Origin of the sequence: Streptomyces sp. NPDC056128, from assembly GCF_042263835.1 — a bacterium.
Classification (GTDB): Bacteria; Actinomycetota; Actinomycetes; order Streptomycetales; family Streptomycetaceae; genus Streptomyces.
Genome location: NZ_JBHJVQ010000005.1, coordinates 95,486 through 116,254, shown reverse-complemented (window position 1 = coordinate 116,254; position 20,769 = coordinate 95,486). Strand labels below are relative to the sequence as shown.

21 protein-coding genes are annotated in these 20,769 nt (G+C 73.4%); 10 read left to right on the top strand and 11 right to left on the bottom strand.

Annotated elements, in window-relative coordinates; translation table 11 throughout:
- The first annotated feature begins 45 nt into the window (after positions 1 to 45).
- From ACFC1X_RS13565 to ACFC1X_RS13555, 3 genes are read left to right on the top strand one after another with little or no spacing between them, the layout of a single operon-like run.
- Positions 46 to 588, top strand: a complete 543-nt coding sequence (locus ACFC1X_RS13565) for a flavin reductase family protein (protein ID WP_376352449.1) — start codon at positions 46 to 48, stop codon at positions 586 to 588.
- Positions 585 to 1,442, top strand: coding sequence for an alpha/beta fold hydrolase (locus ACFC1X_RS13560; RefSeq protein ID WP_376352447.1), 858 nt, complete (start codon positions 585 to 587; stop codon positions 1,440 to 1,442). Before ACFC1X_RS13565 ends, ACFC1X_RS13560 begins: the two co-directional genes overlap by 4 nt.
- Before the next feature lie 37 nt (positions 1,443 to 1,479).
- Complete coding sequence (locus ACFC1X_RS13555) at positions 1,480 to 2,661, top strand: acyl-CoA dehydrogenase family protein (protein ID WP_376352445.1); 1,182 nt, start codon at positions 1,480 to 1,482, stop codon at positions 2,659 to 2,661.
- A gap of 422 nt (positions 2,662 to 3,083) precedes the next feature.
- Here ACFC1X_RS13555 and ACFC1X_RS13550 read toward each other — a convergent pair whose 3' ends face one another.
- Positions 3,084 to 4,049 carry a pirin family protein gene (locus tag ACFC1X_RS13550; protein ID WP_376352442.1) on the bottom strand — a complete coding sequence of 322 codons (966 nt, stop codon included), beginning with the start codon at positions 4,047 to 4,049 and terminating at the stop codon, positions 3,084 to 3,086.
- Positions 4,050 to 4,191: 142 nt separating this feature from the next.
- Here ACFC1X_RS13550 and ACFC1X_RS13545 point away from each other — a divergent pair, with 142 nt between their 5' ends.
- Positions 4,192 to 4,539: a tetratricopeptide repeat protein gene (locus ACFC1X_RS13545; protein WP_376352439.1), complete on the top strand. Its 348-nt coding sequence runs from the start codon at positions 4,192 to 4,194 to the stop codon at positions 4,537 to 4,539.
- Between the two features lie 97 nt (positions 4,540 to 4,636).
- Here the strand turns inward: ACFC1X_RS13545 and ACFC1X_RS13540 are convergent, their stop codons facing one another.
- Positions 4,637 to 6,061 carry a PepSY-associated TM helix domain-containing protein gene (locus tag ACFC1X_RS13540; RefSeq protein ID WP_376352436.1) on the bottom strand — a complete coding sequence of 475 codons (1,425 nt, stop codon included), beginning with the start codon at positions 6,059 to 6,061 and terminating at the stop codon, positions 4,637 to 4,639.
- A 140-nt stretch (positions 6,062 to 6,201) separates the two neighbouring features.
- Between ACFC1X_RS13540 and ACFC1X_RS13535 the strand changes: the two genes are divergently transcribed.
- On the top strand, positions 6,202 to 6,858 hold the full coding sequence (locus tag ACFC1X_RS13535; RefSeq protein ID WP_376352433.1) for a peptide deformylase: 657 nt from the start codon (positions 6,202 to 6,204) through the stop codon (positions 6,856 to 6,858).
- 25 nt (positions 6,859 to 6,883) lie between these two features.
- Here ACFC1X_RS13535 and ACFC1X_RS13530 read toward each other — a convergent pair whose 3' ends face one another.
- Positions 6,884 to 8,320 (bottom strand): dihydrolipoyl dehydrogenase family protein, encoded by a 1,437-nt coding sequence (locus tag ACFC1X_RS13530; protein ID WP_376352430.1) that lies wholly within the window; start codon positions 8,318 to 8,320, stop codon positions 6,884 to 6,886.
- A 118-nt stretch (positions 8,321 to 8,438) separates the two neighbouring features.
- Between ACFC1X_RS13530 and trxA the strand changes: the two genes are divergently transcribed.
- Positions 8,439 to 8,828, top strand: coding sequence for a thioredoxin (trxA, locus tag ACFC1X_RS13525; RefSeq protein WP_376352427.1), 390 nt, complete (start codon positions 8,439 to 8,441; stop codon positions 8,826 to 8,828).
- A 7-nt stretch (positions 8,829 to 8,835) separates the two neighbouring features.
- On the opposite strand, the gene ACFC1X_RS13520 is transcribed toward trxA, so the two are convergent.
- Together ACFC1X_RS13520 and ACFC1X_RS13515 are read right to left on the bottom strand one after the other, a co-directional pair.
- Complete coding sequence (locus tag ACFC1X_RS13520) at positions 8,836 to 9,870, bottom strand: LacI family DNA-binding transcriptional regulator (RefSeq protein ID WP_376352425.1); 1,035 nt, start codon at positions 9,868 to 9,870, stop codon at positions 8,836 to 8,838.
- A gap of 48 nt (positions 9,871 to 9,918) precedes the next feature.
- Positions 9,919 to 10,596 carry a TetR/AcrR family transcriptional regulator gene (locus ACFC1X_RS13515; RefSeq protein ID WP_376352422.1) on the bottom strand — a complete coding sequence of 226 codons (678 nt, stop codon included), beginning with the start codon at positions 10,594 to 10,596 and terminating at the stop codon, positions 9,919 to 9,921.
- Between the two features lie 113 nt (positions 10,597 to 10,709).
- Between ACFC1X_RS13515 and ACFC1X_RS13510 the strand changes: the two genes are divergently transcribed.
- Positions 10,710 to 11,273 carry an NAD(P)H-dependent oxidoreductase gene (locus ACFC1X_RS13510; protein WP_376352420.1) on the top strand — a complete coding sequence of 188 codons (564 nt, stop codon included), beginning with the start codon at positions 10,710 to 10,712 and terminating at the stop codon, positions 11,271 to 11,273.
- An 87-nt stretch (positions 11,274 to 11,360) separates the two neighbouring features.
- Here the strand turns inward: ACFC1X_RS13510 and ACFC1X_RS13505 are convergent, their stop codons facing one another.
- Positions 11,361 to 12,266 carry a LysR family transcriptional regulator gene (locus tag ACFC1X_RS13505; protein WP_376352417.1) on the bottom strand — a complete coding sequence of 302 codons (906 nt, stop codon included), beginning with the start codon at positions 12,264 to 12,266 and terminating at the stop codon, positions 11,361 to 11,363.
- A gap of 144 nt (positions 12,267 to 12,410) precedes the next feature.
- Here ACFC1X_RS13505 and ACFC1X_RS13500 point away from each other — a divergent pair, with 144 nt between their 5' ends.
- Positions 12,411 to 12,614, top strand: a complete 204-nt coding sequence (locus tag ACFC1X_RS13500) for a hypothetical protein (RefSeq protein WP_376352414.1) — start codon at positions 12,411 to 12,413, stop codon at positions 12,612 to 12,614.
- A gap of 21 nt (positions 12,615 to 12,635) precedes the next feature.
- Here ACFC1X_RS13500 and ACFC1X_RS13495 read toward each other — a convergent pair whose 3' ends face one another.
- The 5 genes from ACFC1X_RS13495 to ACFC1X_RS13475 form a co-directional block, all read right to left on the bottom strand.
- A complete protein-coding gene (locus tag ACFC1X_RS13495; RefSeq protein WP_376352411.1) occupies positions 12,636 to 13,586 on the bottom strand; it encodes a TerC family protein in 951 nt (316 codons plus the stop codon).
- A 113-nt stretch (positions 13,587 to 13,699) separates the two neighbouring features.
- Positions 13,700 to 14,719, bottom strand: coding sequence for an RNA polymerase sigma factor RpoD/SigA (locus ACFC1X_RS13490; RefSeq protein WP_376352408.1), 1,020 nt, complete (start codon positions 14,717 to 14,719; stop codon positions 13,700 to 13,702).
- Positions 14,720 to 14,777: 58 nt separating this feature from the next.
- Positions 14,778 to 15,203 carry a CBS domain-containing protein gene (locus ACFC1X_RS13485; RefSeq protein ID WP_376352406.1) on the bottom strand — a complete coding sequence of 142 codons (426 nt, stop codon included), beginning with the start codon at positions 15,201 to 15,203 and terminating at the stop codon, positions 14,778 to 14,780.
- The gene (locus ACFC1X_RS13480) at positions 15,200 to 15,673 is read right to left on the bottom strand and encodes a PPC domain-containing DNA-binding protein (protein ID WP_376352404.1); all 474 of its coding nucleotides are present in this window, start codon (positions 15,671 to 15,673) and stop codon (positions 15,200 to 15,202) included. Before ACFC1X_RS13480 ends, ACFC1X_RS13485 begins: the two co-directional genes overlap by 4 nt.
- 285 nt (positions 15,674 to 15,958) lie before the next feature.
- Positions 15,959 to 17,941 (bottom strand): BTAD domain-containing putative transcriptional regulator, encoded by a 1,983-nt coding sequence (locus ACFC1X_RS13475; RefSeq protein ID WP_376352401.1) that lies wholly within the window; start codon positions 17,939 to 17,941, stop codon positions 15,959 to 15,961.
- A gap of 171 nt (positions 17,942 to 18,112) precedes the next feature.
- Between ACFC1X_RS13475 and ACFC1X_RS13470 the strand changes: the two genes are divergently transcribed.
- Positions 18,113 to 18,991 (top strand): alpha/beta fold hydrolase, encoded by an 879-nt coding sequence (locus ACFC1X_RS13470; RefSeq protein WP_376352398.1) that lies wholly within the window; start codon positions 18,113 to 18,115, stop codon positions 18,989 to 18,991.
- A gap of 110 nt (positions 18,992 to 19,101) precedes the next feature.
- Positions 19,102 to 20,466 carry an MFS transporter gene (locus tag ACFC1X_RS13465; protein ID WP_376353050.1) on the top strand — a complete coding sequence of 455 codons (1,365 nt, stop codon included), beginning with the start codon at positions 19,102 to 19,104 and terminating at the stop codon, positions 20,464 to 20,466.
- Positions 20,467 to 20,769: the final 303 nt, after the last annotated feature.

Below are 20,769 nucleotides of genomic sequence, written 5' to 3'. Positions count from 1 at the left end.
CCCCGTGCCGCACGCGACACAGGAACCACCTGGAAAGGACCCGCGGTGACACTCGTCGATCACCACGACCCGGCAGCCTTCCGCAGTGTGCTCGGGCACTACCCCACCGGAGTCGCGGTCGTCACGGCCATGACGGGAGACGGTCCGGTCGGCATGGCCGTCGGCACCTTCACGTCCATCTCCCTGAGTCCGCCGCTGGTGGGCTTCTTCCCCGACCACAACTCCTCGACCTGGTCGCGAATCCGCACCGCCGGCGCCTTCTGCGCCAACATCCTCGGCGAGGACCACCAGGACATCTGCCGGGTCTTCGCCACCCGCGGCGTCGACCGCTTCGGTGCCGTCGACTGGGTGCCCGGACCGACCGGCTCCCCCGTACTGACCGACGCGATCGCCTGGGCCGACTGCGAGCTCGTGGACGACCATCCGGTCGGCGACCACCAGCTCGCCGTCGGGCGCGTCACCGCCCTCTCCTTGCACGACGGCGAGCACGCCCAGCGTCCCCTCGTCTTCCACCGCGGCCGGTACGGAACCGCCACCACCGCGGCCGCCGCCCTCGCCCCCACACCCCTGGAAGGAGCCTGGCTGTGACAGCCACCGCCGCCCTCACCGAAGAGAGCACCAGCCGGACCGTCACCACCGAGGACTGGACCCTGCACTACAACGAAGCGGGCGAGGGCCATCCCGTCGTCCTCCTTCACGGCAGCGGACCCGGCGCCACCGGCTGGAGCAACTTCTCCCCCAATATCCCGACCCTCGCCGAGCAGTACCGGGTGATCGCCGTCGACATGCCCGGCTGGGGCAAGTCGGACACCGTTTCCGGTGGGGAACGCGACCACGCCGCCGCGGCGGTTCAGCTCCTGGACGCCCTCGGCATCGAGAAGGCCGCCTTCGTCGGCAACTCCATGGGCGGCATGACCGCACTGCGCCTGGCCGCCCTGCACCCCGACCGTGTCTCGCACGTCGTCACCATGGGCGCTCCGGCCGGCAGGGGCGGCCCCGGCCTGTTCGGCCCCGGTGACGGTCCCAGTGAGGGACTCAAGATCCTCATCCGCGGTTACGCCGACCCGTCCGAGGCCACCATGGCCGAACTGGTCGACGTCATGACCTTCCGCACCGGCCCGGACCGCGAAGCACTCGCCCGCGCCCGGACTACGGCCGCCCGGTCACGGCCCGACCACCTGAAGAACTTCCTGGAACACCTTCAGCGGACCAGGCAGGTCGGCAGCTCGGCCACCGACGCGGAGATCTCCCGGATCACCGCGCCCAGCCTGATCGTCCACGGCCGCGACGACCGGGTGGTGCACTTCGAGAACTCCCTGCGCCTGGTCTCCACGATCCGCGACTCCCGCCTGGTGCTCTTCAACCGCTGCGGTCACTGGGCCCAACTGGAGCACGCCGCCGAATTCAACCGGCTGGTGGCCGAGTTCATCGCCCACCACTGATCACCACCGACAACTCCAGGAACAAGGACTTCACTCCATGCACGAGGTGAACGAACGCGTCGAGGAACTCGCCGCGCAGTTCGAGCAGCAGGCCGTCCAGGACGACGACGCCGGCCGGCTGACGGATAAGACCGCCGCGCTGATGCGCTCCACCGGTGTCGTACGGATGCTGCAACCGCGCGAGTTCGGCGGCTACGAGGCGACACCCGGTGAGTTCTACCGGACGGTGATGGCACTGGCCGCCCGCAATCCTGCCGCCGGCTGGGTGGGCGGCGTGGTCGGCATCCACCCCTGGGAGCTGGCCTTCTCCGACCCGAGGCTGCAACGGGAGCTCTGGGGAGAGCACGGCGAGAAGGCGGACACCTGGATCTCCTCGCCGTACGCGCCCAACGGCCGGGCCCGGAAGGTGGACGGCGGCTTCCTCTTCTCCGGACGCTGGCCCTTCGGCTCCGGCAGCGACCACTGCGACTGGGCCGTCCTGGGCGGCATCGTCACGGACGACGCCGGCAACATCACCCCGCCCCCGGACATGCGGCACTTCGTCCTGCCCCGCGCGGACTACGACATCCTGCAGGACAGCTGGAAAGTCGTCGGCCTCGCCGGCACCGGCAGCAAGGACATCGTCGTCGAAAACGCCTTCGTCCCGGACCACCGCACCCTGGACGCCCATGAGGTCGGCGAAGGCATCCTCGCCGAGCGCAACCGGCCCGGGAACCCGCTGTACGCGATGCCGTTCGGCGTCATGTTCTCCAGCGCGATCAGCGCCGCCACCCTCGGCATCGCCGAGGGCGCACTCGCCGCCTTCCTGGCCTACACCCGCCAGCGCATCACCATCGTCGGCAGTCGTGCCGCCGAGGACCCGCACCAGCTCACCGGCCTGGGCGAAGCCGCCGCCGACCTGGACGCCAGCCGCACCCACCTGCTGGCCACCATGGACCGGATGTACGAGGACGTCCTCGCGGGCCGGACCATCAGTCTGGAGGCCCGGGCCGAGGCCCGCCGCAACCAGGTCCGCGCCTCCCGCCGCGCCACCGACGCCGTCGACGCACTCTTCCGCCGCGCCGGTGGCGGATCCCTCCGCCTCGACCAGCCCCTCCAGCGCCACTGGCGCGACGTCCACGCGGCGATGAACCACCTGTGCAACGTCGCCGACAGCATCTACGAAGGCTGGTCCCGCGACCAGTTCGGCCTGCCGGCCGGCATACGCGTCCTGGTCTGACCACCCCTGACCGGCCGACGACAGCGTCAGGACGCCGGACCGGAGGCGACGGTGCCGGCCGGCGTCGGGGCAGTTCCCGGAGCGGCTCCTGATGTACCGATGCAGGCTGGGGGGCTCCGCGACGGTCACCCGCTGGTTCGGAATCCATCCGACGGTCACCCAGCCTGCATTGACATCCCCACCACGGCAGAGATGAGCCACGAACTCCGCCGCCATCTGATGACACATCAGTAGAGTTGGCAAAGGGTTAGCAAGTGTCCTGCCACAACCACCCACAGATGGACACACCTTCGACGGGCACGGCACGGCGCATCGGGCCTCATACAGCACACCTAGCCGCCCAACGCCCCTGCGGAGCCTGCGAGGGACGACGCCGGACGGCCGCCCCGCCGTCCGTCCGGACCGTCAGCCATTCCCGCAGGTCAGCGAATCCTTCCGCGCGGCTTCAGCGGCACCGGAGGCAGCGCAGGAGCGGGCAGCGGGGCACCGTCATAGCCCTTCACCTCGCCGAATCTTGACCCTTCCATCCAGTCACGACGTGCCTCTACGATCTCCTCCTGGGTCCGCCCGATCCAGTTCCAGAACATGATCAGCTCTTCCTCGAACGGCTCGCCGCCCAGCAGCATCAGGCCCGCGTCCGAGTCGGCGCGCAGGGGGAGTTCGTCGCGGCCGCAGCCGAGGTAGAGCATCGAGCCCGGTACCAGGGGCACGCCGTCGACATGGGCCTCGCCGGACATGGACAGGACCGCGTACTCGAAGTCCCGTTCCAGCGGGAGGCGTACGTCCGTGCCGCCGGTGAGGGTCAGGTCGGCGCCGACGAGTGGGGTGTACGTCGTCCCCGGGGACGTGGTGCCGTCGAGGGTGCCCAGGAGCAGGGTGGCCGACAGGCCGGGGGCGGTGACCAGGGGCAGTTCGGCGTGGTACTCGAAGTGCGGGTCGGTGTGGCGGTGAGCGTCCGGGAGGGCGACCCACAGCTGCGCGCCGTGCAGGCGGCGGGCGTGCGGGCGGGGGCTCTCCTCGGAGTGGCTGATCGCGCGGCCGGACGTCATCAGGCCCAGCTGTCGCGGGTGGATGGTCTGGAGGCTGCCGGTGGAGTCGCGGTGCAGGACCTCGCCCTCGTGCAGCCAGCTGACCGTCTGGAGGCCCATGTGCGGGTGCGGAGGCACCTGCATGCCGGGCTCGTCGGCGATGTCGTCGGGACCGTAGTGGTCGACGAAGCACCAGGCTCCGACCATGCGCCGGCCGAGGTTGGGCAGCAGTCGGCGGACCTCGGTGGACTCGCCGAGCTTGACGTTCCGAGGGCTGAGGAGTTCGCGCACGGGTTCCGTCACGACGAAGCCGCGGCCGCCGCACAGGCTGGGTACCGCCTCGCGATCAAGATTGCTCATGACGCCCAACCTAGCCCCGGACGGCCCCACGCGTCAGACGGTCGCCGGGGCGTCACCTTCGTGGGGCGGCAACCGGCCCGCGCCGAGGTGGTGGAATGTTCAACCACCTGTCGTGGTTGCAGGCTGTCGAAGGAGGTCACGAGTGGACATGACGTACTACGACCACGGAACGCCGGCCGAGCGCTGGGAGCGCGCGCGGATGTTCTTCGACGCCAAGGACTACGCGGCCGCCGCGCGCGTCCTGGACGGGCTGGTCGGGGAGGTGCCCGAGCAGACCGGACCGCGCCTGCTGCTGGCGCGCGCCTTCTACCACTCGGCGCAGCTGCGGCGGGCGGAGTCCGAGCTCCGGATTCTCGTCGAGCGCGATCCCGTCGAGCAGTACGCGCGGCTGATGCTGGGCCGGACCCTCGAACGGCAGGGGCGGCAGGAGGAGGCCGACGCCCAGCTGCGGATCGCCGCCGCCCTGGCGGGTGACTTCGCCGGGCGCTGAGCGGCGGCCGGGGCGCGGATGCGGTGGAGGAGCGAATACGGCGGAGCGGCGGGTGCGGCGGAGCGGCGGTGCGTGGCATCGGCGCCCCGCCGCCCGGTCAGCGGCCCGCCGCCACGCCTTCCGTCCGTGTCCGGCGTCCCCTCCGGTGGGCGATCTCGCCGAGTACGACGTCGAGCGCGACGAAGGCGGCCAGGGGAATGCCCAGCAGCGGGACGAAGTAGCCGAGCACGGCGACCGCCGCCAGCAGCGGGACCAGGAGCAGCGGCGGTACCTGCTGCCACGCGCCGCGCGGGATGGGACGGCCGAAGGCTGAGCCCCGGCCGCGCCGCCACCACATGAGGTAGCCCCAGACGATCAGCAGGATCAGGGACGCGGCGAGGAGCATCAGGCCGATCTGGTTGGGCAGCCCGAACAGGCTGCCGGTGTGCAGGTCGATGCCCCAGCGGCTGAGCTTGGCGAGCACCGGGTAGTCGGCGAAGCGGAGTACGTCCGTCACCTCGCCCGTCGCCGGGTCCACGGCGACCGAGTCCTGCTTCTCGGGCCAGCTGCGCTGCACCTGCTTGACGACGTAGGCGGAGGACGCGTCGGCGGGCGGCACGATCTCGACGGGGTCGCCGAGGCCCCTCGCACGGGCTGCGGCGAGGACCTTGTCGAGGCCGACGCCGTGCGCCGCGTCCCCGCCGGCGCCGGCCGCCGCGCCGTGGCCCGAGTGCTCGCCGCCCCCGGTGGCCGACGCCGACACGGACGGCGTGGTCTGGCCGAGCGAGACGCGCAGGTCCTCGATGTTCGCGCCGGCGTACGTCGACCAGGTGAGGCCGGTCGCCGAGAGGAGGATGAACCCGGCCGCGGCCCAGACGCCGACCGTGCCGTGCAGACCCAGGGTGCGGCGCCGGCCGGTGGTCCCGCGCAGCTTGCGCCGGGCCCGGCGGCGGGAGAACCACAGCACCAGCCCGGCGCTCGCGATCACCCACAGCCAGCTGGCGGCGAACTCGCTGTACAGCCGCCCGGTCTCCCCCAGGTGCAGGTCGCGGTGGAACTCGTCGATCCAGGTGCGCAGGGGCAACGCCCCGCTGGAACCGTACTGTTCGAGGGCGCCGCGCACCTTCGCCGTGTACGGGTCGACGAAGACCGCGAGCGTGCGGCCGGGGTCGACGCCTTCGACGCCGGACAGCATCACCCTGGTGGTGGCGTCGTCCTCGGGCGAGGGGCGTACGGCCGACACACCGCCCTCGGGGTGGGCCTGCCGGGCGGCGGCGACCTGCTCGGATATCGGCAGCTTGCGCTCGCCCACGTCGTCGACGGTCAGTTCGTGGGCGTAGACCAGCTTCTCGGCCTGGAACGAGGCGGCGTAGAGCAGGCCGGTGGTCGCCGCGACCAGCAGGAAGGGGGCCACGAAGAGACCGGCGTAGAAGTGCAGGCGCAGGATGAGGGGGCGCAGGGTGGACCATCTGCCGCGGGTGGGCGGCGGCGGCGCGGCCGTGTCCGGGGACTCGTCCGTCGAGGCCGGGGAGGTGGTGGTCATCGGTGGGCGCTCCGGGGACGTCGTGGGGAGGGGACGGTCCCAGTGGTCGGTTCGGACGCGCGTCGGGTTCCCGGCCTGTGAAGTGGCGTACGTCACAAGGGCAGCCTCGGCGGGGGTGGCGGCCGTGGCATGCTGGCGCGATGGGAACTCCGCGTAAACGCTCCCCTCTTGCCGAGCGGGTCGAGGAACTGCTGGCTCCCGGCGGTCCGTTGCCGATCGTCGAGGCCGGGGATCCAGTGCTGCGCCGCGCGGCCGAGCCGTTCGACGGGCAGCTGCCGCCCGCGTTGCTGACGCGGTTCGTCGAGGCGCTGCGGCTGACCATGCACGAGGCGCCGGGCGTCGGACTGGCCGCGCCGCAGGTGGGGGTGGGGCTGCGGATCGCGGTGATCGAGGACCCGGCGCCGGTGCCGGAGGAGGTGCGGGTGGCGCGGGGGCGGGTGCCGCAGCCGTTCCGGGTGCTGGTCAATCCCTCGTACGAGCCCGTCGGCGGCGGGCGGGCCGCGTTCTTCGAGGGCTGTCTGAGCGTGCCGGGCTGGCAGGCGGTGGTGGCACGCCCGGCGCGGGTGCGGCTGCGGGCGGTGGACGAGCACGGGCTCGCGGTGGACGAGGTGTTCTCGGGGTGGCCGGCCCGGATCGTGCAGCACGAGACGGATCATCTGGACGGCGTGCTGTACCTGGACCGGGCCGAGTCGCGGTCGCTGTCGTCGAGCCGGGCGGTGGCCGAGCTGTGGGCGCAGCCGACGCCGGAGCGGGCCGCGGCGGCGCTGGGGTTCGAGCTGCCGGGTCCGGCGGCCTGACCGGCCGCGGACCCGGCGGGCGCCGTCAGTTGTCGCGGTACGCCTCCAGGAGCCGCAGCCACACCTCGCTGATCGTCGGGTACGACGGGACGGCGTGCCACAGGCGGCTGAGGGGCACCTGGCCGACGACGGCGACGGTCGCGGAGTGGATCATCTCGCCGACGCCGGGGCCGACGAAGGTGACGCCGCGGATGATCTCGTCCTCCAGGTCGACGACCATGCGGGCGCGGCCCTTGTAGTCCTCGCCGTAGAGGCTCGCGCCGGCCACGGTGCCCAGGTCGATGTCGACGGCGCGGACCCGGTGCCCGGCCTGCTCCGCCTCGGCGAGGCTCAGGCCGACGGAGGCCGCCTCGGGGTCGGTGAACACCACCTGGGGTACGGCGGCGTGGTCGGCGGTCGCGGCGTGCGCGCCCCACGGGTCGGACTCCAGGATCGGCACCCCGGAGGCGCGGGCGGCGATGGCGGCGCCCGCGACGCGCGCCTGGTACTTGCCCTGGTGGGTGAGGAGGGCGCGGTGGTTGACGTCGCCGACGGCGTACAGCCAGTCGTGGCCGTCCACCCGGAGGCTGTCGTCGACGGACAGCCAGGAGCCCGGTTCCAGGCCGACCGTCTCCAGGCCGATGTCGCCGGTGCGGGGCACCCGGCCGGTGGCGAAGAGGATCTCGTCGGCCTCGATGCGGTCGCCGGTGTCGGTGACGGCGACGACGGTGCCGTCCTCGCGGGTGACGGACCGGACGGAGGTGCCGGTGCGGAGGTCCACGCCGGCCTCGGTGAGCGCCTCGGCGACCAGTTCTCCGGCGAAGGGCTCCATCCGGGCGAGCAGCCCGCCGTCGCCGCGCACCAGGAGCGTCACCCGGGAGCCGAGGGCCTGCCAGGCGGTGGCCATCTCGACGGCGACGACTCCGCCGCCGACCACGATGAGCCGGCCGGGAGCGCTCTCGGCGCTGGTGGCCTCGCGGCTCGTCCAGGGGCGCACGTCGGCGAGCCCGGGCAGGTCGGGCAGGGCGGCGCCGCTGCCGGTGCAGACGGCGACGGCGTGCCGGGCGGTCAGCACCCGGCGGGTGCCGTCGGGCGCGGTCACCTCCACCGTGCGCGGCCCGGCGAGCCGCCCGAGCCCGCGGTAGAGGTCGGCGCCGATGCCCTCCACCCACTGGACCTGGCCGTCGTCCTTCCAGTGGGATGTGAATCCGTCGCGGCGGGCGAGGACCGCCGGGGTGTCGAGGGGGCCCTGCGCCGAGTCGGCGAGGCCGGGCAGGCGGCGGGCGTCCGCGCGGGCGAGGACCGGGCGGAGCAGGGCCTTGCTGGGCATGCACGCCCAGTAGGAGCATTCGCCGCCGACCAGTTCGCTCTCCACGATCGCGGTGGACAGACCGGCCGCCCGGGTGCGGTCGGCGACGTTCTCCCCCACGGGGCCCGCGCCGATCACGACGACGTCGTACGCGATGGAATCCGATTGCGTCATGGGGTCAGTCTGGTGGGTGGTGTGCGACGTGGCCACATGGGTACGTGCGCGGAATACCCACCAGGTCGGCAGTGTTGTGCCGGCGGTTAGACCCCGATTCAGGAAGAGGGATCACCTCATGACCAGCACCGTGGAACTCACCAAGGAGAACTTCGACCAGACGGTCACGGACAACGAGTTCGTTCTGATCGACTTCTGGGCGTCGTGGTGCGGTCCGTGCAAGCAGTTCGCGCCCGTCTACGAGAAGGCCGCGGAGGCCAATCCCGACCTGGTGTTCGGGAAGGTGGACACCGAGGCGCAGCCGGAGCTGGCTCAGGCCTTCGGTATCCAGTCGATCCCGACGCTGATGATCGTCCGGGACCAGGTGGCCGTGTTCGCGCAGCCGGGCGCGCTGCCCGAGGACGCCCTGACGGACGTGATCGGCCAGGCCCGGAAGCTGGACATGGACGAGGTGCGCAAGGCGGTCGCCGAGCAACAGGCGCAGGCCGAGGGCGAGAGCGGCCAGTAGGACGGGCTCAGCTCGACTCGCGGTGGACCACCGCCGCGCCCAGCACCTTGTGACGCTCGGGCGCGGCGCCGGGGTCGTGGACCGCGCGGTCGACCAGTGCGGCCAGGTCGCGGCCGGAGGGCAGCTCCAGGTGGACGGTGCTGAGCCGGGGCCGGAGCAGGCGGCCCAGCATCAGGTCGTCGGCCCCGATCACGGCCGCGTCGCCGGGTACGGCGAGGCCGGCGTCCTGGAGGGCCCGCATCAGCAGCATCGCGTACTCGTCGTTGTACGCGAACACCGCGTCCAGACCGAGGGAGCCCCAGCGGGCGGCCAGCCGGGCGGCGTCCCGCTCCTCGTAGGCGAGGGGCAGTTCGGTGACGGTGGCGTCGGTGCCGCGCACGGCACGGCGGGCGCCGTCGAGGCGGGGCGCCGAGAAGACGTCGAGGCCGTGTTCCGCGGGCACGACCACGCCGATGGCGCGCCGGCCCCGGTCGTAGAGGTGGCGGACCGCGCCGTGACCGACGCTCTCCTGGTCCGTGAGCAGGGCGTGCGCTCCCTCGACGGCCTCGGGGCCGAGGGTGACGACCGCGCGGGCGCCGGAGCGCTTGAGGACCTCCACCCCCTGCGGGTCCAGGTCGGCGCCGGGCACGAGGACGGCGACCGGGCGCAGCTCCGCCCAGGCACGGGCGGCCTCGTAGCCGTGCAGCCCGACGCTGCCGTACTGCACGACCGTGTAGTCGAGGCGGGCCAGGGCCCACTGGAGTTCGCTGAGGAACCGGCTGTAGAGCGGGCCCGCGGGGAAGGACGGCGCGGGCATCAGGACCATCCGGCTGTGTCCGGCGCGCAGGGAGCGGGCCGCGGCGTGCGGGACGTATCCCAGCTCCCTGGCCGCCTCGTGCACCCGGCGGCGGGTGGGTTCGCTGATCCGGACGGCGCCGGTGTTGTTCAGGACGTAGGAGACGGTCGCGCGCGAGACGCCGGCCAGCCGGGCCACATCGGCGCTCGTGGGCACGGAGCGCGGTGCGAGGGACTCGGCGGCGGACGGTTTCGGTATCTGCACCATGACGTACGGCATCTTGGCAGAAGCCGGATACGGGGCTCCGGTCGGGGCTCAGGCGACCGGGGGCTCGGTGCGGGTGACCCGTGCGACCAGGTCCAGCCAGCCCTCGCGCAGCCGCTCCGAGGGCATCCCGCACTGTTCGGTGAGGTGGTGGATCAGGGCGACGTCGAGGTAGGCCAGCAGCGTGTGGGAGAGCAGTTCACTGTCTCCGTCCGGGACCGCCTGTCGCAGCAGCAGGGCCAGGTGACCGCGTAGGAAGCGGCGCGGCGCGAAGGTGTGGCGGCGCTCCGCGCTGGGCTCCGCGGCCAGTTGCAGGTCCAGTTCGTCGATCGAGCGGCGCAGCATCGCGCAGCCGAAGGCGCGCAGCCGCTCGACGGGCGGGGCGCCGGGGCCGAGCGGCGGCGGTCCGCTGAGCAGGGCGGCCTGGAACTTGCGCTCGGAGTGGTCGAGGAGGGCCGCGAGCAGCCCGGTGCGGTCGCCGAAGCGGCGGAAGACCGTCCCCTTGCCCACCGAGGCCGCCGCGGCCACCGCCTCCATGGTGACGCCGGCCGCGCCGTGCTCGGCGACCAGCCGCGCGGCGGCCTCCAGCAGCCGGGCTCGGTTGCGGGCGGCGTCGGCGCGCAGGCAGGGCTCGTCCTCGGCCGGTCCCGGGCCGAGTTGCAGCAACTCCAACTCGGTCTGGCCGACGGTCTCTTCGGACTTCGGGAAGGGCGGCGGGGCGGCGGACATGAACCCAGCGTAAAGCATGGGAAGAAAACTGGACCGCGGTCCGTTTGAGATGTTAGAAGTTAAACGGACCCCGGTCCGGATCTATCGCGGCAATCGTTTCAGTGGGAGTACTCATGTCTGTCCGCATCCTTGCGCTCGTCGGCAGCCTTCGCGCCGGTTCGCACAACCGCCAGCTCGCCGAGGCGGCCGTCAAGTTCGCGCCGGAGGGCGCCGAGGTGCACCTGTTCGAAGGGCTCGCCGACATCCCCTTCTACAACGAGGACATCGACGTCGAGGGCAGCGTCCCGGCCGCCGCCGCGAAGCTGCGCGAGGCCGCCCAGGCCTCCGACGCCTTCCTGCTCTTCTCCCCCGAGTACAACGGCACCATCCCGGCCGTCCTGAAGAACGCCATCGACTGGCTGTCCCGCCCGTACGGCGCCGGCGCCTTCGCGGGCAAGCCGGTCGCCGTGGTCGGCACCGCCTTCGGCCAGTACGGCGGCGTGTGGGCGCAGGACGAGGCCCGCAAGGCGGTGGGCATCGCCGGCGGCAAGGTGATCGAGGACCTCAAGCTGTCCATCCCCGGTTCGGTGACCCGTTTCGCCGAGACCCACCCGGCGGACGACGCCGAGGTGGCCGCCCAGCTGACGGAGGTCGTCGCGCGGCTGCACGGCCACGCCGACGAGACCATCGCCGCCTGAGCGGCACCCAGGACGCGTACGGGACCGGGGCTCGCCCGAGCTCCGGTCCCGTACGCGTGTGTGCCCGGCAAGCGTGACCGGCGTGTGTCAGGCCACCGCCGCGGCGGCCAGCGTGCGCAGTTCCGCCAGCGCCTGCGCGACCGCCGGCCGCCGGTGACCACCGCTCCGTGTGCAGGTCAGCAGCTTGCGGTGCGGGCGGTCCGCGCAGGGCACCCGGACGATCGGCAGCTCGGGGGTCAGCTGGGCGAGCCGGGGTACCAGCGCCACGCCGAGCCCGTGGGCGACCAGGTGGGCGGTGACGTTCCAGTCCAGCGCGTGGTGCACCACGTCGGGGGTGAACCCGGCGGCCCCGCACGCCGACATCACGTGCGGCCGGCAGGGGCTCTGCGGCACCGGCGCGATCCACGCCTCGTGCGCCACGTCGGCGAGGTCCGCCCCGTCCCGTCCGGCGAGCGGGTGGCCCGCGGGGACGACCAGGTCGAACGGGTCGTCCAGGAGCGGACGCTGGTCGAAGCGCGCGTCCGACCGCGTCGGGTTGGACGGCGTCGCCTCCACCACCGCCAGGTCGCTCTCCCCCTCGAAGAGCAGGTCGAAGCTCTCCGCCACCTCGACCTCCCGGATCCGGACCGACAGCCGGGGGTGCCGCTCGCGCAGCCGCGCGGCCATGGGCGCCAGCAGCACGGAGACGGCGACCGGGAACCCCGTGACCCGCAGCGGCCCGGCGGGGGCGCCCTCCCCCGCCCGCAGATCCAGTTCGGCCTCGTCCCAGCGGGCCTCGATGGCGTCGGCGTGCGCGAGCAGGCTCTCCGCGGCCGGGGTGAGCCGTACTCCGCGCCCCTGCGGTTCCAGCAGGTCCACGTCCAGGTCCCGGGCGAGCTGCCGGATCTGCTGGGAGGCGGCGGAGGGGGTGAAGTGCAGGGCGCGGGCGGCCGCGGTGACGGTGCCGTAGTGGGAGACGGCCCGGAGGACGTGCAGCCTGCGCAGATCAATCATGAAGTGCACGCTTCACGGTGGTGTCCGTAAAGTCAACCTGGACGTGAACGGATGCAGAGCCGCACTCTGGCTGTGTCGCGGCGGTCGACGCCGCGTCAGCTCCGCCGGCCCCACCGGCGCACCACCGAGGCACGAGGAGTCGCCATGCCCTGCACTACCGGTGTCGTCTGCCCGCACTGCGGGTGGCCCGACGGTGCCGAGCCCTTCCAGGTGCTGTCCGCGCACCCCACCGGGGCGGGCGGCACCCTGTGGACCCGGTGCGCCTGCGGTTCGCTCCAGGCCCGCGTCGTCGACGGCGGCGGCAGCCGCGTCGTCTCGCGCGGCCGGCCGTCACGGGCGGGCCGCTGACCCGCCGCCCCGCCCTGCGGATCAGGGCTGCTCCTGCCGCCGCGCCGCCCACAGGCTCGTCGCCGTGGTGACGGCGAGGACGAGCACGATGAAGCCGAGCGAGAACGGGATGCTGATCTCGGGGACGTGCACGCCGGACTCGTGCAGGGCGTGCAGCACCAGTTTGACGCCGATGAAGCCGAGGATGACCGACAGGCCGTACGAGAGGTGGACCAGCTTCTTCAGCAGGCCGCCGATGAGGAAGTACAACTGGCGCAGGCCCATCAGGGCGAACGCGTTGGCCGTGAACACGATGTACGGGTCCTGCGTCAGACCGTAGATGGCGGGGATGGAGTCCAGGGCGAACAGGATGTCGGTGAAGCCGATGGCGAGCATCACGACCAGCATCGGCGTCATGACCCGCCGCCCGTTCTCCTCCACCCACAGCTTGGTGCCGTGGTAGCGGTCGGCGACACCGAAGCGGCGCTCGATCGACTTCAGCAGCTTGTTCTCCTCGTACTCCTCGTCGTGGCCCCCCTTGCGGGCGTCCTGGATCAGCTTCCAGGCGGTCCAGATGAGGAAGGCGCCGAAGATGTAGAACACCCACGAGAAGGCGGAGATGATCGCCGCGCCGGCCGCGATGAAGGCGGCGCGCAGCACCAGGGCCACGATGACGCCGACCATCAGCACGCGCTGCTGGTACTGCGACGGCACCGCGAACTTGGCCATGATCAGGACGAAGACGAAGAGGTTGTCGACGCTGAGCGACTTCTCCGTGATGTAGCCCGCGAAGAACTCGCCGCCCGGACCGCCACCGCCGACCAGAATCAGCCCCACACCGAACAGACAGGCCAGGATCACCCAGACGGCGGTCCAGATCCCGGCCTCCCGGATCGACACGTCGTGCGGCTTGCGGCCGATGAAGAAGTCGGCGGCGACGAGGACGCACAGGCCCGCGACGGTCAGCAGCCAGACGCTGAGGGAGACGTTCACCGGTGCTCCTCGGGCGGGCGGGGACGGGAAGCGCGTACGGGTTCTCCGTCAGGTTGTTTCCGGGATGCGGCCCGGGCAACCCGGCCGCGCGTCCGGCCCGCGCACCGGTGTGGTCAGCTCGCCCACTCCAGCAGGCGGTCCCGGGTCTCGGGGGCGCGCAGATGGGCCAGCGAGGCCTTCTCCAGCTGGCGGACGCGTTCCCGGGTGAGACCCACGTGCTGGGCCACCTGGTGCAGGGTGCGGGGGCGGCCGTCGTGCAGCCCGTAGCGGAGGCTGAGGATCAGGGCCTCGCGGGGCGCGAGGGTGCCGACGGCCTCCCGCAGCTCGGCCGCGAGCGCCTGGAACTCGGCGACCTCCGGGGCCCGCAGGACCTCGGTGTCCGGGATGAGGTCGCCGACGACGGTCTCGCCGGTCTCGTCCACCGGGGTGTCCAGGCTGACCGCGTCCCGTCCGACCCGGCGCAGCCAGACGACCTTGTCGACGTCGATGCCGCTCTCGGCGGCGACCTCCTCGATGGTGGGCTCCCGGTCGAGGCCGCCGCGGAGCTTGCGTTCGACCTTGGCGAGCTTCTGGAGCTGCTCCACGACGTGGACCGGCAGCCGCACCGTGCGCGCGTGCGTCGCCAGGCCCCGTTCGATGGCCTGGCGGATCCACCAGGTGGCGTACGTGGAGAACTTGAAGCCCTTGGTGTGGTCGAACTTCTCCACGGCCCGGATCAGTCCGAGGTTGCCCTCCTGGATGACGTCGAGGAGGGGCAGCCCGCGGTGGGCGTGGCGCTTGGCCATCGACACGACGAGCCGCAGGTTGGCCCGCACCATGTGGTCCTTGGCCGCCTGCCCGTCGTGGACGGTCTCCTCCAGCGCGCGGCGCGTTCCGGGCGTGGGGGCGGGTTCACCGGTGTCGGCCGACTCCAGTTCCTCCCTGGCCCGGACGCCGGCCTCGATGCGTACGGCCAGCCGTACCTCGTCCTCGGCGGTCAGCAGGGGTGTGGCACCGATCTGGCTCAGGTACTGGCCGAGCAGGTCGGGTTCCTCGTCGGGTTCCGGGATCCGGCTGCGCAGCCGCGCGGTGCGGGCGGTGGCGCGGCGGTCCTCCCCCGTACCTGCCCGGGGGGTTCGTGCCAGGGGGGCCATGTCGCTTCCTCCGTCCCTGCCCGGCGCCGTGCCGTCGCGCTGCCGGCGCCCGGGTACGTCAGTGGTCGGGTGCGGCCCGGCTGATGTCCGCCAGCGCGGAGTGCGGGTCGTCGGCGGTGGCGAGGTCGCCGAGGGTGACCACGCCGACCGGGACGCCGCCGTGCTCGACCACGGGGAGCCGGCGCACGGCGTGGTGCCGCATCAGTTCGGCGGCGTGGTCGGTGGTGTCGTCCGGGTCGAGGGTGACGACGGGCGGCGGCGTGCACACCGCGCCGACGGTGGTCTCGTCGGGGTCCCGGCCGTCGGCGACGCCGCGGATCACGATGTCGCGGTCGGTGAGCATGCCGAACAGGTCGCAGTCGTAGGTCACCAGGACGTCGCCGACGTTCTCCTCCCTCATCAGCCGGGCGGCCCGCGCCACCGTCGTCATGGGCTCGACGGCCACCGCGGCCGGTGACATCACGTCTCGGATGCGCCGTGTCATGATCGCGCCTCCTGGGCGTCGCTACGGGGTTCCGCACGGCCCGGGTCGATCAGGGCCAGGCCGATGTCGGGGTGGTGGGTCTTGGCCAGTTCGGCCGGGCTGTCCCGCACGACGACCTCCAGCGTCGGCCAGACCCGGCCGGACAGCAGGTGCCCTCCGCGGGTGGAGCCGTCGGAGAGGCCCAGTACGGCGTGCAGGTGCGGGGTGGGCCCCTGGTCGGCCACGGCGACGTCGCCGATCAGCGACAGCACCTCGCACTGCTCCTCCACCGGGATGCGCCGGTAGTCCTTCGCCCGCCGGTCGAACCAGCCGACGACCGCCTCGGAGAAGGCGCCCACCGCGGTCACCTGGGACGCTCCGAGCGACCGGTCGCGGGCGAAGGCGCCGAGTTCGGCGACCGCGTCCTCGCCGGCCTCCAGCACCACCACGTACACCGCGGACGGACCGTCCTGCACCTGCTGCCACTTCATGCGCACCGGGTACCCGACGCGGGTCCGGGCAACCGGGCGACGGCCGGCCGCGAGGCCGTCGGCGGTCCGTGCGTCAGGGGCCCACCGCGAGGTCCGCCTCCAGGACCCGCGCGTGCACCCAGCCGTCCTCGCTACGACCCACGCGGCCTGCGCTCCCTGGTCGCGACGCTCGAAGCGGCCTCCCTGGCTGGGACGCGGTGCTCGCCTCGTACGAGGCGGTGCGCGTGGAGCACTGCCGCCGGGTGCGGTCCACCGCGCTGACCCCCGACGAGGAACCCGCGATGTTCACGCCGATCCCCCTGTCCCCAGCGCCCGCCTGATCGCCGCGAGCCAGTCGTCGACCGGCCCGAAGGTGAGCAGCCCGCTGCCCGCGCCCGCGAGTTCGCCGGACGCGGGCAGCAGCCGTTCGTGGGTGCGCTCCAGGGCCGCGCGGTCGCCGAGTCTTAGGGCGAGCGCGGCCTCGGCGCAGCACAGTGCCTCGTACAGGAGGTCGGGCGGCGGCCGGGTCAGGGCGGCGAGGGCCGTCCGGGCCTCGGCGGTGCGGCCGTCGGCGAGGAGGGCGAACGGCTCGGCCCACGGGCGGTACGGCCCCCAGTCCGCGCCCGGGTCCACCTCGGCCGGCCGGCCGTGGGCGAGGCGCAGGCCGAGCAGGGCGAGGGGCAGCAGCCCGCGTTCGAGGCCGGGCATGCCCGCGCCGTCGAGCCGGGTGGCGGCGGAGCGGTAGGCGGCCGCCGCGGTGTCGTACGGGCTGCCCGTGGCGGCCAGGCGCAGGGCCCGGTACCAGTCGGTGAAGACGGCCACCAGCGGCCGGTCGTGCCGTTCGGCCAGCCGGTCCACGGCCGTGGCCTGCTCGTCGGCGGCGGCGAGGTCGGCGAGGGCCGAGCGGGCCTGGAGGCGGATCAGGTGGCCGAGGACGGTGTGGTTGACCAGGCCGTGCCGGGTGCCGAGGGCGACGAGTTCGGCGCCGAGGGTGTCGCGGCGGGGGGCCAGCCCGGCTCTGGTGCAGGACTGCATGAAGACACCGTTAAGGGCGAAGGCGAGCAGCGCGGGGTCGTCCAGGCGGCGGGCGACGCGCTCGGCCTCGGCCGCCGCGCGCGGACCGCGCTCGGACCGTACGCCCCGGGACTCCAGGGCGACGGTGGCCAGCAGGCGGCAGCGCGCCGCGTCGGCGGTGGCGTCGTCGGGCAGGGCGGCGAGGGTGCGTTCTGCCGCCTCGACGATCCGGCGGGCGCGTTCGGGGTCGTCGCTGCGGGTCCAGATGGCGGGGACGTCGTAAGCGCCGATCACCCGGGCCGTCAGCTCCGCGTCGCCCGTCTCCTCGGCCGCCGCGATCGCCGCCGTCCGGTGCTCCCGGGCCGCCTCCAGCCCGCCGCCGCCGGTGACGGCGAGGGTGCGCAGCAGGCCCACGGTGGACTCCAGACGGGCGTGCGCGCCGGCGGCGACGGTGCGGTCGTACGCCTCGGTCGTCGCCGCCCACAACCGGGCCGCCGCGTCCGCCGGTTCACCGGGCGGGTCCAGTTCCGGGTCCTGGGCGAGGATGCGGGCCTCCAGGCGGCGCAGCCGGGGGCCGGGGTCGAGGCCGAGCTGTCCGGCCAGCCGGCCGCGGGCCCTGCGCAGCACGGCGAGGGCGTCCCCCTGACGGCCGGTCCGGTACAGGGCCAGGGCGAGCAGGCGCCAGGCCTCCTCGCGCCAGGGGTGCCCGGTGAGGTGCGCGTCCAGGTCGGGGACGGCCTCGGCGGCCCGGCCCAGGTCCACGAGCAGTTCAGCCCGGCGTTCCACGGCCCGCAGCCGCAGTTCGGTGAGCCGGGAGCGCTCGCCGCGGGCCCACTCCGCCCCGCTGAACTCGGTGTACGCGGGACCCCGCCACTCCTCCAAGGCCGCCCGGAGCCGCTCCGGGGCCTGCGCGGCGGGCCCCCGGTCGGCCTCGGCGACGGCCGTTTCGAAACGCCACGCGTCCACGGAGCCGGGCGCCGCGCGCAGGGCGTATCCGGGGCCTTCGGTGACCAGCAGGTGGGCCGGGGCGCGTGGCGGGCGGTCGGGCTCCAGGGCGCGGCGCAGGTCCCCGACGAAGGTGCGCAGCGCTCCCACGGCTCGCGGCGGGGGTGCCTCCCACAGGTCCTCGACCAGGCGGGCGACGGGGACGACCCGCCGCCGGGCCAGGACCAGCCGGGCCAGTACGGCACGGTGCCGGGGGCCCTTGAGGGCGAGCGGGTCGCCGCCGCGCTCGGCCGTGACCGGTCCGAGCACACCGAACGTGACCGCTTCCATGTTCCGTCCGTTCCGATCCGCCTCGCCCGTGCGAGCACCACGGTACGCGTGCTGATCGCTTGCTGATCCGGGCCCGGCAGGCTCGGAGGCAGTCACCGGCACGACGTACGGCAGAAGAGACGACGTACGACGGAAGACACGGCGTACGGCAGAAGAGAGGCACGGCTCCCCATGACACCGACCATCCCCGATTTCACCCACGACCGCGTCACGGTCGCCGACGGTGTCGCGCTGCATGTGGCGGTCGGCGGATCCGGCAGCCCGGTCGTACTGCTGCACGGCTTCCCGCAGACCCATCTGATGTGGCGGCATGTCGCCGCCGACCTCGCGGCCGACCACACGGTCATCTGCCCCGACCTGCGCGGCTACGGCGCCAGCGACAAGCCGTCCGATCCCGACGGCACCGCCTACTCCAAGCGGACCATGGCCGCCGACGTCGTCGCCCTCGCCCGGGCCCTCGGGCACGAGCGGTTCGCGCTGGCGGGGCACGACCGGGGCGCACTCGTCGCGGTGCGGGCGGGGCTCGACCATCCGGACGCGGTGACGCACCTGGCGGCGCTGGACGTGCTGCCGACCCTCGACATGTGGGACGTCCTGCACGGCACCACGGCCGCGGTCGGCTTCCACCTGTATCTGATGGCGCAGCCGCCGGGACTGCCGGAGCAGCTCATCGGCGCCGCGCCGGACGCGTTCTTCGGTCACTTCCTCGACGTCTGGACCCGCGACCCGGGGGCCCTGCCCGCCGATGTCCGGGCCGCGTACCTCAAGGCGTCCCGTGAGGCGGTGCCCTCCATCGTGGCCGACTACCGGGCCTCGGCCGGCATCGACGTCGAGCACGACCGGGCCGACCGGGAGCGCGGCGCCCGGCTGCGGATGCCGGTGTCCGTGCTCCAGCAGGACTGGGGCGCGGCCCTCGGTTACGACGCCGCCGCGTTGTGGCGGGCCTGGGCGCCGGATCTGTCGCACGACACCGTCGACTGCGGGCACTTCATGGCGGAGGAGGCGCCCGGTGAGGTCACGGGGGTGCTGCGGAAGCTGCTGGCGCGGTAGGGGCACGCCGGGGTACTGACGGCTCGGTCTTCGCGCCCCATCGGTACACAACTGCCAGTTGTGCTACTTCGGTGGTCGGTTGTTTGATCCGGGGGCGTCCGCTCGCTTGGATTTCGGGCGTGACGGAATCGGGTGCGGCGGAATCGGGCGGGACGGGCGGCAGGTCGCTGGGGCGGGGGTTCGGGTGGCTGTGGGCGGCGTACGCCGTCAGCACCTTCGGCACGCGGCTCGCGTTCGACGCCTTCCCGCTGATCGCGGTCCTGGTCCTGAACGCGGGTCCGGCGCAGGTGTCGGCGCTGGCGGCGGCCGGTCTCGCGGTGGGCGCGGTGGTGGCGGTGCCGCTGGGGCCGTGGGTGGAGTTCCGGCGCAAGCGGCCGGTCATGATCGCGACGGATCTGATCCGGTGCGCGGTGCTGCTGACCGTGCCGGTCGCGTTCGTATTCGGGCGGCTCGGCTTCGCCCAGTTGCTGGTCGTGTCGGTGGTCGTCGCCGCGGCCGACATCACGTTCCGGGCGGCCGCCGGTTCCTGTCTCAAGTCGCTGGTGCGGCGGGAGGACCTGCTGGCCGCGAACGGCCGCTTCGAGGCGACGAGCTGGACCGCGACGATGCTCGGGCCGCCGGTCGGCGGGGCCGCCGTCGGTCTCTTCGGGCCCGTGGTGACGGTGGCGGTCGACGCGGCCAGCTATCTGCTGTCGGCGCTGGGCATCCGTGCGATCGGCGACGGGGAACCCCTCCCCGAGCACGCGGGCCCTGCCCGGACTTCCCGGCTGCGGTCCAGTGACCTGCTGGAGGGCTGGCGGTTCGTCCTCACCTCCCCCGGACTGCGTCCGCTGTTCTTCAACACGGTCCTGGTCAACGGCCTCATCATGGCGACCGCGCCACTGCTGGCCGTCCTCATGCTGGGCGATCTGGGCTTCGCGCCCTGGCAGTACGGGCTCGCCTTCGCGGTGCCGTGCGTCGGGGGCCTGGTCGGCTCCCGGCTGGCCGGACCGCTCGTGGCGCGTTTCGGGGAGCACCGGGTGCTGGTCACCAGCGGGGTGCTGCGCGTGTGCTGGCCGGTGGGGCTGGCCTTCGTCGGCCCGGGCGTGCCGGGTCTGGTCCTGGTGATGGCCGTCGAGTTCGCGCTGATCACGTCGGTGGGGGTGTACAACCCGGTGTTCGCCACGCGACGGCTGGACCTGACCCCGCCGGACCGGGTCGCGCGCACCCTGACCGCCTGGACGATCAGCGGCAAGCTGACGACCGCGGCACTGACCGCCCTGTGGGGCCTCCTGGCGGCCCTGACCGGCCTGCGCACGGCGGTCGCCCTGGCAGGCGTGCTTCTCCTGGCGACGCCACTTCTGCTGCCACGCCGGGACGTGGGGTCCGGCCCGAAGGGGGGCCAGGGCTCTGCCCCGGCCTCGGCCTCGGCCCCGAATTCGGGCGCGGACCCGGACCCAGGACAGGGGACCGGTTCCCCGAGCCCGGTGGCGTAGCCCCGTCGAGCACCGGGAACTCCCGGCGGGCGACGGCCAACGGGACGGGCGGTCGTATCCGTGCGCATCCGCTGCCGCCGCGGGACGGCGGCGCCGATCGCGACAGCAGACCCGGCCCCGGACTCGCGCCCAGCAACGGGCTCCCCCAACCCGGCGGCCCAGCCCTCCCCAGCACGCCGCCGCAACGACGGCGCCCAAGCGCAGCACACAACAGATCCCGCCCCGAACCAGCAACCAACTCCCCTACCCCGGCGGCACAGCCCGCCCCAGAACCGGGAACTCCCGGCGCGCTGCCGCGAACAA